The following is a 17,975-nucleotide window of genomic DNA, read 5'->3' as shown; positions in this document are numbered from 1 at the left end:
CACGTCGATGCCAAAATAGAACACGGTCGGTCTCCTTTCTCGGCAAATGATGCCGATTTGGTCTATATGCCCATGGCACTTTGCCACGGGAGACCGACCGACTCATCTCATCTGGCACCCAGCTTGGGCAGCTTAGGCCAGCACCCAGCTTAGGCTGGAGTGCATCTTCGACATTCGGGTGGCACTCAGCTTGGCTGGAGTGCATCTTCGACATTCGGGTGGCACCCAGCTTGGCTGCACCCAGCTTAGGCTGGAGTGCATCTTCGACATTCGGGTGGCACTCAGCTTGGCTGGGCACTCAGCTTGGCTGGGCCAGCACCCAGCTTAGGCTGGAGTGCATCTTCGACATTCGGGTGGCACTCAGCTTGGCTGGAGTGCATCTTCGACATTCGGGTGGCACTCAGCTTGGCTGGGTATGACTCCCAACCGCATCCGAATGACGAATCACTGCAAGTGACCCACCCTCACCACAAGCACGTTCCGCCAAACATCAAGCACAATCGGGTGCCTGCTCCGAATATGGGCTTTGGTCGGCCCAACCTGCCGGCTCTGGTGGAGGAAGCGTTGGCGCTGATCCAGGAAGCGAGGAACGTCTGAACTCGTCCGGGTCCGACCCAATCTCAAGGCATCTGCACAATCAACGGCCGATACCCGTGCCGCACCAGCCGCTGGTGGAGGGTTTCGGCGTCGCAGCGGTCGTCGAAGACTCCGATCTGGACCCGGTGCCAGGAGCCGTCACGGCGGATCTTGGCGAGAGGGAAGAAGGCTTTGACCTCGCGCAGGAGGGCGCGCGCTCGGTCCTGGCTTTTGAAGGCTCCGACCTGGACGGTGAAGTGGTGGCTTTCGGGTCGTTCGTGCAGGTAGACCTCGACCCGCGCTGTGCCGGGGCCGATCATGTCGATCTTGCGGGCGGCGGCTTTGGAAAGGTCGATCACCCGGCCGCGGATGAAGGGGCCGCGGTCGTTGATTCGCACCTGCACCCGCTTGCCGTTGTCGAGGTTGACCACTTCCACCACGGTGTCGAAGGGCAGGGTTTTGTGGGCCGCCGTCATCGCCTCCGGATCGAAACGTTCACCGTTGGCGGTGAGGTTGCCGGCGAAGCCCGGGCCGTACCAGGAGGCGATGCCGCGGTCGAGCACCCGCCCCGGCGCTTGGCGGCGGCCGGGGCCGAGGCAGGCGGAGAGGAGGGTGAGCGCCAGAAGGAGCGGGATGCCGAGGGCGCGGGTTTTCAAGGGCCGGTCCCCTCAGATCCGCGGCTCTTCGACTTCCGCCGTGTCGAAGCGTTCGAGGAGCGGTTCGATGACCTCGGCCAGCAGCTCTTTGACCTGGTGGGCGGAGCGGCCGGTGAAGGCTTGAGGATCGAGCCAGCTTTCCACTTCTTCGCGGGTCAGGCGGAAGGCCGGGTCGGCGACAATCTGGTCGATCAGGGTGCTGTCGCCGCCCTCGGCGAGTTGCCGCTGGGCTTCCAGGGAGTAGCGGCGGATCTGTTCGTGGAGTTCTTGGCGGTCGCCGCCGCGCAGCACCGCCTCCATCAGGAAGGTCTCCGTCGCCATGAAGGGCAGCTCCCGCGCCACCCGAGCGGCGACGGCGCTTTCCCGCACGGTGAGTCCCTCGGCGATGTGGGCGGCGAGGCCGAGGATCGCGTCCGCCGTGAGGAAGGCTTCAGGAATCACCAGGCGCCGGTTGGCGGAGTCGTCGAGGCTTCGTTCGAGCCACTGGGTGGCGGTGTTCAGGGGGCCGTTCAGGCTGTCGGTCATCAGCCGCCGGGAGAGGGCGCACATGCGCTCGGCGCGCACCGGATTGCGCTTGTAGGCCATCGCCGAGGAGCCCACCTGGTCGCGGTCGAAGGGTTCCGAGAGTTCGCCCACCCCTTGCAGCAGACGCAGGTCGGTGCCCATCTTGTGGCAGCTCTCAGCAACCCCCGCCAGAGTGGCGAGGATCTGGCTGTCGACCTTGCGCGGGTAGGTCTGGCCGGTGATCGGGAAGGGCGCCGCGAAGCCGAGTTTGCCGGCCACTTTGCGGTCCAGCTCGCGCACCTTGTCGTGGTTGCCGTCGAACAAGGTCAGGTAGCTGGCCTGGGTGCCGGTGGTGCCCTTGGCGCCGCGGCAGCGCAGGCCCTTCGCTTGCCGCTCTACCGCTTCGAGATCGAGGGCGAAGTCCTGTAGCCACAGGCAGGCCCGTTTGCCGACGGTGGTGAGCTGGGCCGGCTGAAAGTGGGTGTAGGCGAGGGCTGGGATGGCGGCGGTCCGGCGGGCGAAGTTCGCCAGGTTCCGGACCGTTGTCGCTAGCCGTCGGGTGAGCAGTTCGAGGGCCTGGCGGGCGAGGAGCAGGTCGGCGTTGTCGGTGACGAAGGCGCTGGTGGCGCCGAGGTGGAGGATGCCGCCGGCCTCGCCGGTCTGCTCGGCGTAGTGCCGGATGTGGGCCACCACGTCGTGACGGGTCTGGCGCTCGATCTCGGCCACTCGCGCCAGATCCACATCGTCGACGCGACCTTCGAGGGCGGCGATCTGCTCGGCGCTGATCGGCAGGCCCAGCTCGCGCTGGGAACTGGCGAGGGCGATCCACAGCCGGCGCCAAGTGGTGAAGCGGTTCGTGGCGGAGAAGATCGCCGCCATTTCGCGCGAGGCGTAGCGTTCGTGCAGTGGATTCTGAGGCGTTTCGGCTGCCATCGCGGCGCAGTCTAACAGCGTCCGCCGCCTCCAGTCCGAAGCCCTTGGTGGTGTATAGTTTGGGTGCTCTCCGAGCGCCCGCGCAGGTAGTTTTTCTGGCGGCTCTCGGCCCTTGACCACCACGTTTTTCCGGGCATTCTCATGAAGATCCGAATCGAATCTGAACTCGGCCGGCTCCGCACCGTCCTGGTCCATCGGCCGGGTCTGGAGATCGACCGCATGTCGCCCTCGATGATGGAGCGGCTGCTCTTCGACGACATCCTCTACGGCGCCTCGGCGCGGCGCGAGCACAGCCTGTTCGAGACGGTGCTGGAACGCTCCGGTGCCCGGGTGGTGATCGCCGGCGATTTGTTGGGGGAGGCGCTGGCCGCCGACGGGGCGGTGGACTGGGTGTTGGGCGAATTGACCCGGCGCGAGGGCCTGCGCCCCGAACTGCGAGAGCGCCTCGCGGGCCAGGCGCCGGCGGAGCTGGCGCGCACCCTGGTCGAGGGGTTGCCCAATCCGGCGACGGCGGATGGGCGGAACTTCTTCCTGGTCAACCCGGTGCCGAACTATTTCTTCCAGCGGGATCCGCAGGTGCTCCTCGGCCGCCAGGTGCTGACCTCGTCGATGGCGACCGGCGCGCGGGCGCGGGAGGCGCTTCTGGGGCAGACGATCTTTACCTTTCATCCGGAGCTTTCGGCGGCCCACGACGGGCGGCTCACCCTCGACTCCTCCGCCGGTACCTTGCCGACGGTCGAGGGCGGCGATGTGTTGGTGCCGAGCCCGGAGGTGATCCTGATCGGCGTTTCCGAGCGCACCAACCGCTGGGGAGTCCAGGCGCTGGCGAAGGCGCTGCAAGGGCAGGAGACCTCCTTCCGCCACCTGCTGGTGGTGGACCTGCCCCAGCGCCGCTCGTACATGCATCTCGACACGGTGTTCACCTTTGTCGACCGCGATCTCTGCCTCGGCTATCCGCCGGTGATCGGCGCCGGTTCGCCGGAGACCGGACACGTCTATCGGGTGGATCTCGACGCACCGAACCTTTCCTTCACTGTGCAACCGTCGTTGACTCAGGCGTTGTCGGCGGTCGGCCTCGATATTGAGGTGGTGCCCTGCGGCGGCGCCGAGCGCCTCAACCAGGAGCGCGAGCAGTGGACCGATGGCGCCAACGCCTTCGCCCTGGAACCGGGGGTGATCCTGCTCTACCACCGCAACCAGCACACCGTTGACGAACTGGACCGCCGCGGCTGGCGGGTGCTCACCGAGGAGCAGGTGGTGTCCGGAGAAGAGCCGATGGGGCAGGGGCCGACGGTGATCACCCTGGAAGGCGATGAGCTGTCCCGGGCGCGCGGCGGCCCGCGCTGTATGACCGCCGCCCTCGAACGAGAGGAGCTGTCGTGAGCGCCGGGGTGAGCGAGAAGGAACCGGATTCGCCCGGCGAAGGGGCGCGCAAGCCGCTGGCGCTGGTGGCCTTCGGCGGCAATGCCCTGCTGCGCTCCAGCGATCTCGGGGTGATGGCGGAGCAGCAGCGGCGCGCCGACGCGGCTGCCGGCTGGCTGGTGGAACTGGTGCACCGGCGCTATCAAGTGGTGGTGGTGCACGGCAACGGCCCGCAGGTCGGCCAGGTGCTGATCCAGATGGAGGAGGCCGCCAACAAGATCCCGCCGGGCAGTCTCGACGTCGCCGTGGCCCAGACCGAGGGCAGCATGGGGTATCTGCTGGAGAAGGCCTTGCGCAATCGCCTGGCGGCGGACGCGGCCGCTCCCGGCGGCGCCGAGGCGGTGGAGGTTTCCACCCTGTTGACGATGGTGGTGGTGGATCGCGAAGACAGGGCTTTCGCCGCGCCCACCAAGCCCATCGGCCCGTTTTTCTCCCGCTACCGAGCCCAGACCCTACAGCGCGACCACGGCTGGAACATGGTAGAGGACGCCGGCCGCGGCTGGCGCAAGGTGGTGCCGAGCCCGCGGCCGGTGGAGGTGCTGGGGGTGCCGACGCTCTGCACCCTGCTCGATCGCGGCGATGTGGTGGTCGCCGGCGGCGGCGGTGGCATCCCGGTGGTCCGCGATCCCTCCGGCGAGCTGGTCGGCGTGGAGGCGGTGATCGACAAGGACCGTACCGCGGCGCTCTTGGCGCGGCACCTGAAGGCCGATCTGTTGATCAACCTCACCGGCATTCCCGAGGTGCGCAAGAACTTCGGCGGCCTGGAGGAGCAGGCCCTGCCGCGCCTCACCGCCGCCGAGGCCCTGCAACTGCTGCGCGAGGGGGAGTTCCCGGTGGGCAGCATGGGGCCGAAGATCGAATCGGCTCTGGAGTTCGTCGAGAGCACCGGCAACGAGGTGCTGATCACCGACATCGAAACCCTGCCGGCGGCGATGGCGGGCAAGGGCGGCACCCGTTTGGTGCCCTGAACGACAACCCAAAGACCTTTAGCTCAACCCGTTCCCAGGAGGACCAGCGCCTTGGCTTTTCGTCATCTCATTTCGATCCACGACCTCAGCTCCGAGCAGGTCCAGCGCATCTTCGACCAGGCAGCGGCGGTGAAGGCGGACCCGGCGGACTTCCGCTCGGCCCTCGCCGGTCGGACCCTCGGCATGATTTTCCAGAAGTCCTCCACCCGCACCCGGGTCAGTTTCGAGGTGGGGACGTTCCAGCTCGGCGGCCACGCCCTGTTTCTTTCGAGCCGCGACATCCAACTCGGCCGCGGCGAGCCGATTTCGGACACCGCCGAGGTGCTGTCGCGCTATCTGGACGGCATCATGGCTCGCACCTTCGCCCACGCCGACGTCACCGGCCTGGCGGATCACGGCTCGGTGCCGGTGATCAACGGCCTGACGGACGACCTGCACCCCTGTCAAGGGCTGACCGACTACTTCACCCTGCGGGAGGTGTTCGGCGATCTGGCCGGCAAGAAGATCGCCTACATCGGCGACGGCAACAACATGGCCCACTCGCTGCTGCTCGGCGCCCCCAAGGTAGGGATGGACATCGCCGTGGCGACGCCGCCCAGCTACGCACCGGATCCCGACTATGTGGAGAAGGCCGAGGCGGATGCGGCGGAGGCCGGCACGCGAATCCAGATCACCGAGGATCCCGCCGAAGCGGTGGCCGGGGCGCACTGCGTCTACACCGACGTGTGGGCTTCCATGGGGCAGGAGGAGGAGCAGACCGAGCGCCTGCGCGCCTTCGAAGGCTTCGAGGTGGATGCCGCACTGATGGCCCAGGCCGACCCGAAGGCGGTGTTCCTCCACTGCCTGCCGGCGCACCGCGGCGAAGAGGTGTCGGCGGAGGTGGCGGACGGCCCGCAGAGCCGCATCTTCGACCAGGCCGAGAACCGCCTGCACGTGCAGAAGTCGGTGATGCTCGCGCTGATGGGCGGGCCGGACTACGCCATCGATTGACCCGGCTCGGGCGCTTTCGACCCGATCCCCACGATGACCGATTCCGCCGCCACACCGACCGTCGACAAGAGTCCGCGGGCGGTCCAAGACATGTTCGCCGGCGTCGCGCCGCGCTACGACCTGCTCAATCACCTGATGAGCGGTGCCCTCGACTTCGTCTGGCGGCGGCGGGCGACGCGGAGCCTGGCGCCGCGCGCGGGCGAGCGGATTCTCGATCTTTGCAGCGGTACCGGCGATCAGGCGGTGACCACCGGGCGGCGCGGCGCGCGGGTGGCGGCGGCGGACTTCTGTCTTCCGATGCTCGCTCTGTCGCGCCCCAAGTTCGCCGCTCTCGCCGGGCCGGGACCCTGGCCGCTGGCGGCGGACGCCCTGGCCTTGCCCTTCGGCGACGGTCGCTTCGCCGGGGCGACGGTGTCCTTCGGCTTGCGCAATGTGGTGGATCTGGATGCCGCCCTGTCGCAGCTCGCGAGAACGCTGGAGCCCGGTGGGCGGTTGGTGGTGCTGGAGGCGGCGTTGCCGGACAACCGGCTGCTGCGGCGGCTGTATCTGCTGTATTTCTTGCGCGTCCTGCCGTGGCTGGGACGGCTCGTTTCGCCGCGCGCCTCGGCCTACCGCTATTTTCCGGACTCGGTGCTCGGCTTTCCGCAGCGGCAGGAGTTCCTGGACCGCATGGCGGCGGCGGGTTTCGAAAATTTGACTTGGAAAGACCAGGCCGGGGGAACGGTCTGCCTCTATCGGGGGACGAAGGGAGAACGATGACCGGAGACGGACTGAGGATCAAAGACGAGGTGCTCGATGGCCGGGCGGTGGCGGCGGAGATCCGCGCCGATGTGGCGGCCGGTGTCGAGGAACTGGTGGCCGCCGGCGGCCGGCGGCCGGGCCTGGGAGTGCTGCTGGTGGGGGACGACCCGGCCTCCAAGGTGTACGTGGGCATGAAGACCCGGGCCTGCGAAGAGGCGGGCATGATCGGCCGGTCGGAGTTTCTGCCGGCGGATGCCACGGCGGCGGAGATCCGCGCCAAGGTCGAGGACCTGAACGCCGACGATGCGGTGGATGGTTTTCTCGTTCAGCTTCCATTGCCGAACGGCATCGACGAGCGCGAGATCCTGAACCGGGTCGATCCGGCCAAGGACGTCGACGGATTCCACACCCAGAACGTCGGCCGCCTGTGGATCGACGACGCCGACGGCCTGGCGCCGGCCACTCCGTCCGGGGTGATGGAGATGCTCGAGCGCTATGACGTGCCGCTGTCCGGACGCCATGCGGTGGTGGTGGGGCGCAGCACGATCGTCGGCAAGCCGATGGCGGCCCTGCTGCTGCGGGCCAACTGCACCGTCACGGTGTGCCATTCGCGGACGAAAGATTTGGCCGCCGTCTGCCGCCAGGCGGACGTGCTGATCGCCGCCGTCGGCCGGCCGGCGATGCTCGGCCCGGACCACGTGCGCGAGGGCGCGGTGGTGGTGGACGTCGGCACCAACCGCGTCGAGGATCGGTCCGAGGTCGAGCGGCTGTTTCCGGGCAACGCCCAGCGGCTGGAGACCCTGGAGCGGCGCGGCGGCGTGCTGGTGGGCGATGTGGACTACACCGCCGTCAAGCCCAAGGTCGCGGGCATCACCCCGGTGCCCGGCGGCGTCGGGCCGCTGACCGTGGCGATGCTGCTGTCGAACGCTTTGAAAGCGTCTCGCGCCCGCCAGGGACGTTGATTCTCAGGGGGGCTGGCGCCCCCCTCGCCGCCAAGAAGTGTCATTCTTGGCGGCACACCCCCATTCACGGCGGCCTGCCGCCGCCTCAGTCTTCGACCTCGGAAGCGATCTGCTTGAACTAGCAGATCGCTCGCAGATCAAAGAGATCTGTTCTTGCATGTGAATTCTCAAGTGGATTAACGTCCTGAAGTCATGGCCTTTCGGAACGCAGAACCCAGCATCCAGACCATCGGTCTCACCGGTGGCCTGGCGAGCGGCAAGTCCACCGTTGCCGGCCTGCTGCGGGAGGCCGGCTTCGAGGTGGTGGATGCGGATCGTCTGGTGGCCGACCTTTACCGCCCGGAAGGTGCCGGTGCCGATGCGGTGCGCGAGCTCTTCGGCGCCGAGGCGCTGACTGCCGAGGGGGCGGTGAACCATCCGGTGGTGGCCGCCCGGGTGTTTGCCGACGAAGCGGCCCGCCATGCCTTGGAGGCGCGCATCCATCCGCTGGTGCGCGACGGCTTCCGGCGGATCGCCGAGCAGGCGACCGGCCCGGTGGTGCTGGAGGCGACGCTGCTGGTGGAGGCGGGCTTCGCCGAGGACTTCGACACGGTGATCACCGTCGAGGCGGATCCGGAAGTCCGCCTTCGGCGCGCCATCGCCCGCGGCCTGCCGGAGGCCGCGGCGCGGGCCCGACTGCGCGCCCAGGGCACCGGCGAGGAACGCCGCGCCGCCGCCGACCGGGTGATCGACAACTGCGGCACCCTCGAGGACTTGAAGCAGCGGGTGAGGGAACTGGTGGCCGAGCTGCGCGGGGCCGCCGGGTGAAGCCAAGAACCGCTGACTTCACCCTCGTCACCGGCAACCGGGCCAAGGTGGCCGAGGCGGAGCGCATCCTGGGCCGCTCGGTCGAGGCGGAGTCCATCGACCTGCCGGAAGTGCAGAGCCTGGACCTGCTGGAGGTCCTCGAAGCCAAGGGCCAGGAAGCCTGGCAGCGGCTCCGGCGGCCGCTGGTGGTGGAGGAGACGGGCCTGTTCCTGGAGGCCCTCGGCGGCTTTCCGGGGCCGCTGGTCAAGTGGATGCAGCAGGCCGCCGGTTCCGACGGCATCGCCCGCGCCGCTCTTGCCCTCGGCGACCCCCGGGCCGAGGCGCGCTGTGCTCTGCTGTATCGCAACGGTGAGCAGCGGATCGTCGCCGTCGGCCGCGATCATGGGGAACTGGTGCTTCCCGGCCGCGGTTCCGACGGCTTCGGCTGGGACCCCTTTTTCCAGCCAACCGGCGAGGCGCAGACCGTCGCCGAACTGGGCGGCTGCTGGAAGGATCGCCACGGCCACCGGGGGAAGGCCTGGCGAAGCCTGATGGCGAAATTCTCGGCGCCGGTCGGTGATTGAAGGACGGGCCGGCGGGGCTTTCCCCCCGGTCGGCGCTCGTGGTAGGGTCTCGGCTCTCGCGTCGGCGGCGGCTCCGCCGCCGGCGATTTCGCGCAGTTTTCCTCAGGGCATTTGACCTCAGGCTGCGGATTGGAGAGGTGGGTACCGCCCTTGACAGGTGCGGCACGACCGCCTACCATCGAGGACCCTTTGCGCCGCGAGGGCAGGCCTTCGTCTGCCGAGGCGGTGATTTTTGGTGATGGAGAGGACGATGAGCAAGACCTTTAGCCCCAAGGCCGGCGAACTCGAAAAAGACCGGCGCTGGCACGTGGTGGACGCCGCCGGGGTCCCGCTGGGACGCCTGTCTTCGGTCGTCGCCCACCTGCTGATGGGCAAGCACAAGCCGACCTGGGCCCCGCATCTGGACGCCGGCGACTTCGTCGTGGTGGTCAATGCCGAGGAGACCATCCTCACCGGGCGCAAGGAAGAGCAGAAAGTCTATTACCGCCACAGCGGGCGGCCGGGCGGTCTCAAGGAAGAGACGGCCGGCAAGCTGCGCCAGCGGCGGCCGGAGAAGCTGGTCGAGTATGCCGTTCGGGGCATGCTGCCGAAGAATCCCCTCGGGCGCAAGCAGGGAAAGAAGCTCAAGGTCTACGCCGGCGCGGATCACCCGCACGAGGCGCAGCAGCCGGTAGCCTTCGACCTGGCCCAGGCGATCTGACCGGATCGATCTGAACGGTAGAAAGAGAGAGAGCTTTGAGCGCCACGACTCAGTACTACGGAACCGGCCGTCGCAAGACGGCTGCGGCGCGGGTGTTCCTGCGCCCGGGCTCGGGCAACGTGACCGTCAACGGTCGCGACATCGAGACCTACTTCCCGAATGAGATTCACAAGATGGTCATCAAGCAGCCGCTGCAGCTCACCGAGACGGTCGAGAAATTCGACATCTACGTGACGGTGATCGGCGGCGGGAGCACCGGCCAGGCGGGCGCCGTCCGCCACGGCATTTCGCGTGCGCTGCTCGAATACAATTCGGAGCTTCGGGACCGGCTCAAGTCCGCCGGCCTGCTGACCCGCGATCCTCGCAAGAAGGAGCGCAAGAAGTACGGTCAGAAGGGTGCCCGGGCTCGCTTCCAGTTCAGCAAGAGGTAATGACGATGGTCCAAGTCAGCATGAGAGAGCTGCTGGAAGCGGGAGTCCACTTCGGGCACCAGACCCGGCGGTGGAATCCCAAGATGAAGCGCTACATCTTCGGCAAGCGCGGTGGTATCTACATCATCGATCTGCAGAAGACTCTCGGCCTGGTCGACGACGCGGTCGAGTTCGTGCGGGCGCTGGCGGCCAACGGCAAGCGCATTCTGTTCGTCGGCACCAAGCGTCAGGCGCAGGAAGTGGTGGCCGAGGAAGCCCGCCGCTGTGGCGAGTTCTTCGTCACCCACCGCTGGTTGGGCGGCACCTTGACCAACTTCAAGACCATCCGCGGCTCCATCGACCAGCTGCACGAGATCGAAGCGCGGCTGGCCGATGAAGCCTCCGGCATGACCAAGAAGGAACGCCTGCGGCTGGAGCGCGAGCGCGACCGCATGTCTCGCAACCTGGACGGTATTCGCGACATGAAGCGCGTGCCGGACGCTCTCTTTGTGGTCGACCCGAAGCGCGAGGCGATCGCCATCGCCGAGGCCAACAAGCTCGGCATCCCGGTGATCGCCATCGTCGACACCAACTGTGATCCGGAACTGGTGGACTTCATCATCCCCGGCAACGACGACGCGATTCGCTCGATCCGGCTGTTCTCCTCGAAGATGGCCGACGCCGTGATCGCCGGCTCGAAGCGCCTCGATCAGGAGGAGATGATCGCGGCGAAGGACGCTCCGGCGCCAGAGAAGAAGGCGCCGGAAAAGAAGGCTGCGGCGAAGAAGGCGGCTGAGAAGAAGGCGAAGGCTCCGGCCAAAGCGAAGGCCAAGGCCGCCGAAGAGAAGCCGGAAGCCAAGGCCGACGCCGCACCGGCCGAGGAAGCGCCGAAGGCCGCCGCCAAGGCCGATGCCGAAGAGGCTCCCAAGGCCGAAGAAGCCCCGGCTGAGGCGAGCGACGACGAAGGCACTTCCGCCGAGGTCTCGGCCTAGCAGAACGATTCGCAATTCCCGCGCCGACCTCCCGCGAGGTGGCGCGATCAAGAGGCCAGTCGAACTCAAGCTCGGTCTGGCCTTTTCTTTTGTCCGGCGCACGAGCGTCGAAGTCAGGAGATCAGTAGAGATGACTGTTACGGCTCAGATGGTCAAGGAGCTTCGGGAGCGCACCGCTGCCGGCATGATGGACTGCAAGAACGCCCTGGTCGAAACCGGTGGCGATCTCGACGCGGCGGCGGAGTACCTGCGCAAGAAGGGCCTCGCCGCGGCGGCCAAGAAGTCCGGCCGGATCGCCGCCGAGGGCGCGGTGGGTTCGTACATTCACGCCGGCGGCAAGATCGGCGTGCTGGTGGAGGTCAACTGCGAGACGGATTTCGTCGCCCGTACGGACGACTTCCAGGCGCTGGTGCGCGACATCGCGATGCACATCGCGGCGGCGGATCCCAAATACCTGGATCGCGATGAGGTGACCGCCGACGATCTCGACAAAGAGCGCGAGATCTTCCGCCAGCAGGCGATCGACGCCGGCAAGCCGGAGCAGGTGGTGGACCGCATTGTCGAAGGCAAGATCGGCAAGTACTACTCCGAGACGTGCCTGTTGGAGCAGGCCTTCGTCAAGGATCCGGACAAGAGCGTCGGCGACATGATCGCCGAGAAGATCGCCAAGATCGGCGAGAACATCAAAGTTCGCCGCTTCGTGCGCTACGCTCTCGGCGAGGGTCTGGAGAAGCGTTCCGACGACTTCGCCGCCGAGGTGGCGGCGCAGGTCGGCGGCGCCTAGCTAGCAGATTGCTGAAAAAGGGCTTCACCCTATAATTTCAGCTGCTCTGCTGGCTTTGTTGGTCAGGGGGGCTCAGCGCCCCCCTCGCCCCCACGGGGCTCACCCCCATCTTCGGCGGCTTGCGCCGCCGCCTCGCCTTTCAGGCTCGGAGCAGGCCGCCGAAGGGTTAGAGGAGTTTTTCGGCATCCTGCTAGAGGACATTCGAACCATGACCGAGCCACGTTTTCGGCGCATTCTGCTCAAGCTTTCCGGTGAGGCCCTGATGGGCTCCCAGTCTTTCGGGATCGACGAGCCGGTGGTTTCGAGCATCGCCGAAGACGTGCGCGAGGTGCACGCCATGGGGGTGGAGGTCGCGATCGTCATCGGCGGCGGCAACATCATCCGCGGGCTGGCGGCGAGCCACCGCGGCATCGACCGGGTGACCGGCGACTACATGGGCATGCTCGGCACGGTGATCAATGCCCTCGCCCTGCAGGACGCCCTCGAGAAGCGCGGGGTGACCACCCGTGTGCAGACGGCTCTCGACATGCGCGACGTGGCGGAACCGTTCATCCGTCGGAGGGCATTGCGCCATCTGGAGAAGGGGCGGGTGGTGATCTTCGCCGCCGGCACCGGCAACCCGTTCTTCACCACCGACAGCGCCGCCGCTCTGCGCGCCAACGAGATCCACGCCGACGCCCTATTGAAGGCGACGAACGTGGACGGCATCTACACCTCCGACCCCAACAGCGACCCCTCCGCCGAGCTGCTGCCGGAGGTGACCTACCAGCAGGTGCTGGAGCGCAATCTGCGGGTGATGGACGCGGCGGCGATCAGCCTGTGCCGCGACAACGGCGTTCCCATCGTCGTGTTCAGCCTCCAGCAGCCCGGCAATCCCGCTCGGGTGCTGCGCGGCGAAGCCTTGGGCTCCGTCGTCCGCGCGTAGTTCGCTTCCGATTGACAGGCCCCGCCCGGCGGGGAGAAGATCGACGGGTCGTTCGTCGGTGGAATCACTGCGCGCGGCACGCACCGACCGCACCGGAAACAGTCCGCACGGGAATCAGAACGTACGGGGCACCGACTGGAGGGGAGCATGCTAGAGCTGTTTCGAGAGATCGAAGTCAAGATGAAGGCCTCGGTGGATCATCTCCACCACGAGTTGAAGGGCCTGCGCACCGGGCGCGCCTCCCTCGGCATGCTCGACTCCGTGACGGTCGAGTACTACGGCACCCCCACGCCCCTCAACCAGCTCGCCAACCTGGCGGTGCCGGAGCCGACGATGATCACCGCCCAGGCGTACGACAAGACCCAGATCGGCGCCATCGAGAAGGCCATCCAGTCCTCCGGCCTGGGCCTCAATCCGTCGAACGACGGCAATTTGATCCGGATCCCCATCCCGCCCCTGACGGAGGAGCGGCGCAAGGAGTTCGTCAAGGTGGCCCACGACCACGCTGAATCGGCCCGCAACGGGGTGCGCCAGGCGCGCCGCGAGGGTAACGATGCCCTCAAGAAGATGGAGAAGGAGAAGGAGATCGGTCAGGACGACGAGCATCGCGGCCACGACGAGATCCAGAAGCTCCACGACCACTACATCAAAGAGATCAACTCGGCCTTGGCTGCCAAGGAAGAAGCCATCATGGAGGTCTAGCCGTCTCCTGCGCAAGTCCGCGTAGCGGACTTGCCAGGAAACGACCAGACCTCTGTTTGTTTTCAGGGGGCTGCGCCCGCCCGCGGTCCGCCCCTCGCCCCTGCAGGGCTCACCCCATCTTTCGGCTAGGCTGGCGCCTAGCCGCCTCACCCTTCGGGTTCGGTGCCTGCTCCCAATGGTGGCGGCCTGAATAACGAACGAGTTTCCATCTCCATGTACATCTACGGCTACCACCCCGTTCGTGAGGCCCTGCGCCATCGTCCCGCAGAAGTGAAGCGGGTGTGGGTGGCGCCGGGGCGGGGTGGCCACCGTCGGCGAGAGATCGTCGATCTCTGCCGGCGGCACGGCATCTCGGTGAAGAACCTCGCCGGCGATCGCCTCGATGGGGTGGTCCACAACGGCTTTGCGGCGGAACTTGCGCCGGCCGCGGCGGGGGCCGCCGCCGATTCGGCCGCCCGGCCGGATCCGGAACTGCTGGTGCTGGTGGAGGACATTCAGGATCCGCGCAACCTCGGCGCGCTGCTGCGGGTGGCCGAGGGGGCGGGCGTCGGCCAAGTGCTGATCCGCGATCGCGGCTCGGCGCCGCTGTCGGCCACCGTCGCCAAAACCTCCGTCGGCGCCAGCGAGTGGTTGCCGGTGGAGCGGGTGACCAACTCGGCGCAGGAAATCGAGCGGCTCAAGAAGGAAGGTTATTGGGTGTATGGCCTGGCCGCCGGTGGGGTCGAGCCCTGGAAGGTGGATCTGCGCGGCAAGGCGGTGCTCTGCTTCGGTGGCGAGGAGAAGGGCCTGCGCCGCCGCACCGAGGGCCTGTGCGACGAAATCCTCGGCTTGCCGATGCGCGGTCGCGTCGAGTCCCTCAATTTGGCGACGGCGGCGGCGGCGGTGCTCTATGAAGCGGTTCGCCAGCGCACCGCCGACGGGGAGGATTCCTGATCGCCGGTGAGGGGCTGCGGGTTGCCGCCGGCGCTGCGGCCCTTCTGGCCCTCGCCGGCCTCCTGCTCACCGCTGCCTGGGCCGTCGCCCGGCGGACGCTGGTGGGTGCGCCGTGGACCGTCCGCGCTTGTGCCTCCCTCCTCGGAGCGCTGTGGACCGCCGTTGCGGCCTTCTGGCTGCTCTCCGTCGTGCGGGGGTTTTCCGTCCCTGGAGCGCTGGTTCTCGCCCTCACCCTCCTGCTGTGGTTGCGCCGGACGAACCGCGACGGCAGACTTGGAGCCGATCTCTCGGCCGATCTGCGGGCGGCGCTCCGGGCTTTCAGGGATCTTCCGCGGCGCCCCGAGGGCTGGCTGTGGCTGGCGGTGGCCGCCCTCGCGGGGGTGCGTTGCCTGCGCGCCCTGGCGTCTCCGCCCCTCGCCTGGGATTCCTTGACCTACCACCTGTTCAAGGCCGGCCGGTTCGTCCAGTCCGGCGGCTGGGTGGCCGAATCCGCTCCGGATGCCTGGGGCGCCTACGAGTATCTCTCCCCGCTCGGTGACGTGCTGTCGGCCTGGGCGCTGCTCGGCACCCAGCGCGATGGGCTGCTGCCGCTGCTCGAATTCGGTCTCTGGCTCACCGCCCAATTCGCCGTCTACACCGCGGCCCGACAGCTAGGTGGGGCGCGGCGCGGTGCCCTTCTCGCCTCGGCGGCGATCGGGGCCTGTCCGGCGGCCGTGGCCTACATCGGCAGCGGCTATGTCGATCTAGCGGCGTTGACCTTCGCCGCTCTCGGTTCGGTCTTCGTGCTCCGCTGGCTGGTGCGCGACGGCGAGGAGCCGGGCGTGGCGGTGTGGTCCGCGGCGGCTGCGGGACTGGTCGCCGGAGTGAAGATGACCGCCGTGCCGCTGGCGCTGCTGATGGTCTCGGCGTTGATCGCCGGAGGCTGGCGAGGTCGTCGTCGGCGGGCGGCTGAGGGCCAGCGGCGGTGGGGCGGGCGGCACACCTGGGGAACCATTGCCGCGGCTGGCATCGGTCTGGCCGTGGGCGCGCCACCCTTTCTCCGCGCCTGGATCGAGCGGGGGTCGCCGGTGTATCCCTTCCCGCTCGACGTCGCCGGAATCCGTCTGCTCCCCGGCCATCCGGCGGCGGAAAGCGGAGCGGTCTTCGGTAAGCCCCTCGAGGGTTTCTGGGAGCTGTGGTCGGTGCTGCTGTTCCGGTCGGTGAAGGATGCCTTCGTCAACCCGGGTTTCCTGCTGCCGGTGGCGGCACTGCTGGCGATGTGGGGCGTGGTCGCGGCCTGGAGGCACGTGGCGCCAGGCGGCCGCTGGGCCATGGTCTACTGCTGGATTTCGGGCGTGGCGTTGCTGGCGTGGTTCACCGTCGACGCCACCGCTTCCTTCCGCACCACCCAGGCGGCCGTTACCTCCGGCCGATACCTCTTACCGTACTTGGCGACCCTCGCCATGGCGGGTGCGCTGCTGCGCCAGCGCGCGGCTCACTTCGCCTGGGGGGCGTTGGTGGTGAGCGGATTGTGGCTGGCGAGGCCGCGAGCCTGGACGCCGGTGGAAGCCGCGCCGCTCGCCGGAGTGGCGGCGCTGACCCTGGCGGTGGCGGCGCTTCTCGCCGTCGTCGCCGTTCGGCGGCGGACCCGGTCCGCGGCCATTGTCGTCGTCACTGCAGTGCTCATCGGTGCGCTGGCGACGGCCGGCCTGGAAGCTCTACGGGCGCCGCATCGCTATGCCCTGTGGGAGGCGTCGGCGGACCTGGAAGATCCTCTCTTTCACGTTCATCGGCTGCATTCGGCCTACGCCTCGGCCTGGCCGCTCTGGCGAGCCCTGGACGGCGAGACCGGCCGGCGGATCGCCGTCACCGCCGGTTGGGATGGCCTAGGCCACAACTGGTACCGCTATCCGCTCCTCGGCAGCCGGCTGCAGAACCGTTTGTTCTACATCCCGGTGACGGCGAACGGCGAGGTCGTCGACTATCGGCAAGGCGAGGCCCTGGAGCGTCGGGCGGACTTCGACGCCTGGCTCGAACGGCTGCGGGCGGCGGAGATCGAGCTGGTGGTTTCCCTGATGCCGCGCTGGACTCCGGAAGACGCCTGGATGCGCGGCGCACCGGAGGTTTTCGAGCCCCTGGGCGGCGACGAGCGCAACTTCCACGCGGTCTTCGCCTTGGACTCCGCGGCCGCCACGATGCGTCTGCGGAGCGAGGCCTTGCCACGGCAGCGCTGAATCGCTACACTTCCACCCCCGCCGGGGAGCCTCGTTCTTTTTTGCCGAGGCGGCTAGATTCGGCCGGCATAGCTCAGGGGTAGAGCAACTGCCTTGTAAGCAGTTGGTCCTCGGTTCGAATCCGGGTGCCGGCTCCACCCTGAAGGTGCTTCCGATCCGGTCGAAGACTCCGGAGGCTGAGGTTCTTTAGATGTCGAGTGGGAGCCCATGGGGAGGTGTGGCCGAGTGGACAAAGGCAACAGACTGTAAATCTGTCGGGTTCGCCCTACGGTGGTTCGAATCCACCCGCCTCCACCAAAATCTCTTTGGTTTCGTTCTCGACCTTTGAGAACCTGAAGGAGAGGACCCCACGACTGTCGATCCTCGCGATTCCGAGCCTGGAAGGCTCGGCGGCGACGTGAGTCGCCGAGGACGGGGATGAGCGGCCAAGAACCGCGCTTCTTGGCCGTGAGGGGGGCGCAGCCCCCCTGAAAATAGGGGCGCCGCGGGAGTAACTCAGGGGTAGAGTCACAGCCTTCCAAGCTGTTGGTCGCGGGTTCGAATCCCGTCTCCCGCTCCATCCTTCCGCTGCTCGATTGCGGCGGCGCCAAGCTTTCTGGACAGAACTCGGAGGATTTGGCACAATCGCGCTCCGCCGTGGGCAGGGCGAACGGCGCGAGGAGACCTAGCGCGCTTCCGGCTCCCCTTGTCGGTTGACAGTGGTGTTTCGGAACGCTACTATTTGAAGCTTAGGCCGATGTCACCTTCCTGGGTTCGGTCCAGGTGGTGGCTCGGCCTTCTTTAGCCCACGTGGCTCAGGGGTAGAGCACTTCCTTGGTAAGGAAGGGGTCACCGGTTCAAATCCGGTCGTGGGCTCCATATGCGTAGGTCGCTGTGATGTGAACGGCTGTGGTGCAATCCACGGCGATGCGAACTACGGCGTAAAGAGTTTCAGCGCTGCACGGGCAAGTCACTGTAAGAACAAGTCATTGCGACGTTAGAGCATCTAACCGAGATCCAGAATCTCAGCCCCGCCGGAGTGGGGCGCCACGTTTTCAGGAGGCAGTTGAGCCGCCATGGGTAAGGAAAAGTTTGATCGTTCAAAGCCTCACGTGAACATCGGTACGATCGGTCACGTAGATCATGGAAAGACGACGCTGACGGCGGCGATCACGAGCACTTTGGCCTCGAAGGGTTTGGCCGAGACGGTGGCGT

19 protein-coding genes and 4 tRNA genes are annotated in these 17,975 nt (G+C 67.4%); 21 read left to right on the top strand and 2 right to left on the bottom strand.

Going from position 1 to position 17,975, the window contains the following annotated elements; all coding sequences use genetic code 11:
- The first annotated feature begins 255 nt into the window (after positions 1-255).
- Complete coding sequence (locus tag AAF481_20035; GenBank protein MEM7483455.1) at positions 256-597, top strand: DUF6516 family protein; 342 nt, start codon at positions 256-258, stop codon at positions 595-597.
- Between the two features lie 23 nt (positions 598-620).
- On the opposite strand, the gene AAF481_20030 is transcribed toward AAF481_20035, so the two are convergent.
- Both AAF481_20030 and purB read right to left on the bottom strand, forming a co-directional pair.
- Positions 621-1,232 carry a septal ring lytic transglycosylase RlpA family protein gene (locus AAF481_20030; GenBank protein ID MEM7483454.1) on the bottom strand — a complete coding sequence of 204 codons (612 nt, stop codon included), beginning with the start codon at positions 1,230-1,232 and terminating at the stop codon, positions 621-623.
- Between the two features lie 12 nt (positions 1,233-1,244).
- Positions 1,245-2,669: an adenylosuccinate lyase gene (gene purB / locus AAF481_20025; GenBank protein MEM7483453.1), complete on the bottom strand. Its 1,425-nt coding sequence runs from the start codon at positions 2,667-2,669 to the stop codon at positions 1,245-1,247.
- A 141-nt stretch (positions 2,670-2,810) separates the two neighbouring features.
- Between purB and AAF481_20020 the strand changes: the two genes are divergently transcribed.
- From AAF481_20020 to AAF481_19925, 20 genes are all read left to right on the top strand, one after another.
- Positions 2,811-4,052, top strand: coding sequence for an arginine deiminase family protein (locus AAF481_20020; protein MEM7483452.1), 1,242 nt, complete (start codon positions 2,811-2,813; stop codon positions 4,050-4,052).
- Complete coding sequence (locus tag AAF481_20015) at positions 4,049-5,059, top strand: carbamate kinase (GenBank protein MEM7483451.1); 1,011 nt, start codon at positions 4,049-4,051, stop codon at positions 5,057-5,059. The genes AAF481_20020 and AAF481_20015 overlap by 4 nt, the downstream gene beginning before the upstream one ends.
- 51 nt (positions 5,060-5,110) lie before the next feature.
- Positions 5,111-6,049: an ornithine carbamoyltransferase gene (gene argF, locus AAF481_20010; GenBank protein MEM7483450.1), complete on the top strand. Its 939-nt coding sequence runs from the start codon at positions 5,111-5,113 to the stop codon at positions 6,047-6,049.
- A 33-nt stretch (positions 6,050-6,082) separates the two neighbouring features.
- Positions 6,083-6,808, top strand: coding sequence for a ubiquinone/menaquinone biosynthesis methyltransferase (locus AAF481_20005; protein MEM7483449.1), 726 nt, complete (start codon positions 6,083-6,085; stop codon positions 6,806-6,808).
- Positions 6,805-7,752, top strand: coding sequence for a bifunctional methylenetetrahydrofolate dehydrogenase/methenyltetrahydrofolate cyclohydrolase FolD (folD, locus tag AAF481_20000; GenBank protein ID MEM7483448.1), 948 nt, complete (start codon positions 6,805-6,807; stop codon positions 7,750-7,752). The genes AAF481_20005 and folD overlap by 4 nt, the downstream gene beginning before the upstream one ends.
- 192 nt (positions 7,753-7,944) lie before the next feature.
- Positions 7,945-8,559 (top strand): dephospho-CoA kinase, encoded by a 615-nt coding sequence (coaE, locus tag AAF481_19995; GenBank protein ID MEM7483447.1) that lies wholly within the window; start codon positions 7,945-7,947, stop codon positions 8,557-8,559.
- Positions 8,556-9,122, top strand: coding sequence for a non-canonical purine NTP pyrophosphatase (locus AAF481_19990; protein ID MEM7483446.1), 567 nt, complete (start codon positions 8,556-8,558; stop codon positions 9,120-9,122). The genes coaE and AAF481_19990 overlap by 4 nt, the downstream gene beginning before the upstream one ends.
- Positions 9,123-9,372: 250 nt before the next feature.
- The gene (gene rplM / locus AAF481_19985) at positions 9,373-9,822 is read left to right on the top strand and encodes a 50S ribosomal protein L13 (protein ID MEM7483445.1); all 450 of its coding nucleotides are present in this window, start codon (positions 9,373-9,375) and stop codon (positions 9,820-9,822) included.
- A 35-nt stretch (positions 9,823-9,857) separates the two neighbouring features.
- Positions 9,858-10,253, top strand: coding sequence for a 30S ribosomal protein S9 (gene rpsI, locus AAF481_19980; protein MEM7483444.1), 396 nt, complete (start codon positions 9,858-9,860; stop codon positions 10,251-10,253).
- A gap of 5 nt (positions 10,254-10,258) precedes the next feature.
- Positions 10,259-11,224 carry a 30S ribosomal protein S2 gene (gene rpsB / locus AAF481_19975; GenBank protein MEM7483443.1) on the top strand — a complete coding sequence of 322 codons (966 nt, stop codon included), beginning with the start codon at positions 10,259-10,261 and terminating at the stop codon, positions 11,222-11,224.
- Positions 11,225-11,354: 130 nt separating this feature from the next.
- Entirely contained in the window at positions 11,355-12,008 is a 654-nt protein-coding gene (gene tsf, locus AAF481_19970) for a translation elongation factor Ts (protein MEM7483442.1), read from the top strand.
- Between the two features lie 208 nt (positions 12,009-12,216).
- On the top strand, positions 12,217-12,933 hold the full coding sequence (gene pyrH / locus AAF481_19965; GenBank protein ID MEM7483441.1) for a UMP kinase: 717 nt from the start codon (positions 12,217-12,219) through the stop codon (positions 12,931-12,933).
- Positions 12,934-13,080: 147 nt separating this feature from the next.
- Positions 13,081-13,635: a ribosome recycling factor gene (gene frr / locus AAF481_19960; GenBank protein MEM7483440.1), complete on the top strand. Its 555-nt coding sequence runs from the start codon at positions 13,081-13,083 to the stop codon at positions 13,633-13,635.
- A 213-nt stretch (positions 13,636-13,848) separates the two neighbouring features.
- On the top strand, positions 13,849-14,568 hold the full coding sequence (locus AAF481_19955; GenBank protein ID MEM7483439.1) for an RNA methyltransferase: 720 nt from the start codon (positions 13,849-13,851) through the stop codon (positions 14,566-14,568).
- Positions 14,569-14,669: 101 nt separating this feature from the next.
- Positions 14,670-16,781 (top strand): hypothetical protein, encoded by a 2,112-nt coding sequence (locus AAF481_19950; GenBank protein ID MEM7483438.1) that lies wholly within the window; start codon positions 14,670-14,672, stop codon positions 16,779-16,781.
- Positions 16,782-16,843: 62 nt separating this feature from the next.
- A tRNA-Thr gene (locus AAF481_19945) sits at positions 16,844-16,918 on the top strand.
- A 74-nt stretch (positions 16,919-16,992) separates the two neighbouring features.
- A tRNA-Tyr gene (locus AAF481_19940) sits at positions 16,993-17,078 on the top strand.
- Between the two features lie 187 nt (positions 17,079-17,265).
- Positions 17,266-17,340 (top strand) — tRNA-Gly (locus AAF481_19935).
- Between the two features lie 224 nt (positions 17,341-17,564).
- Positions 17,565-17,639: transfer RNA gene (locus tag AAF481_19930), tRNA-Thr, on the top strand.
- Positions 17,640-17,836: 197 nt separating this feature from the next.
- Positions 17,837-17,975 (top strand): GTP-binding protein (locus tag AAF481_19925; protein MEM7483437.1); only part of this gene is annotated, 139 nt, incomplete at its 3' end.

The organism is Acidobacteriota bacterium, from assembly GCA_039030395.1.
Taxonomy (GTDB): Bacteria; Acidobacteriota; Thermoanaerobaculia; order Multivoradales; family JBCCEF01; genus JBCCEF01.
The sequence above is the reverse complement of the archived record's forward strand: the minus strand, read 5'-3'. Positions and strand labels throughout refer to the sequence as shown.

Excerpts from the sequence above, each read along its gene's own strand:
- purB (MEM7483453.1), bottom strand. The coding sequence starts at position 2,669 with ATGGCAGCCGAAACGCCTCAGAATCCACTGCACGAACGCTACGCCTCG.
- AAF481_20020 (MEM7483452.1), top strand. The coding sequence starts at position 2,811 with ATGAAGATCCGAATCGAATCTGAACTCGGCCGGCTCCGCACCGTCCTG.
- AAF481_20005 (MEM7483449.1), top strand. The coding sequence starts at position 6,083 with ATGACCGATTCCGCCGCCACACCGACCGTCGACAAGAGTCCGCGGGCG.
- folD (MEM7483448.1), top strand. The coding sequence starts at position 6,805 with ATGACCGGAGACGGACTGAGGATCAAAGACGAGGTGCTCGATGGCCGG.
- coaE (MEM7483447.1), top strand. The coding sequence starts at position 7,945 with ATGGCCTTTCGGAACGCAGAACCCAGCATCCAGACCATCGGTCTCACC.
- rplM (MEM7483445.1), top strand. The coding sequence starts at position 9,373 with ATGAGCAAGACCTTTAGCCCCAAGGCCGGCGAACTCGAAAAAGACCGG.
- rpsB (MEM7483443.1), top strand. The coding sequence starts at position 10,259 with ATGGTCCAAGTCAGCATGAGAGAGCTGCTGGAAGCGGGAGTCCACTTC.
- tsf (MEM7483442.1), top strand. The coding sequence starts at position 11,355 with ATGACTGTTACGGCTCAGATGGTCAAGGAGCTTCGGGAGCGCACCGCT.
- pyrH (MEM7483441.1), top strand. The coding sequence starts at position 12,217 with ATGACCGAGCCACGTTTTCGGCGCATTCTGCTCAAGCTTTCCGGTGAG.
- frr (MEM7483440.1), top strand. The coding sequence starts at position 13,081 with ATGCTAGAGCTGTTTCGAGAGATCGAAGTCAAGATGAAGGCCTCGGTG.
- AAF481_19955 (MEM7483439.1), top strand. The coding sequence starts at position 13,849 with ATGTACATCTACGGCTACCACCCCGTTCGTGAGGCCCTGCGCCATCGT.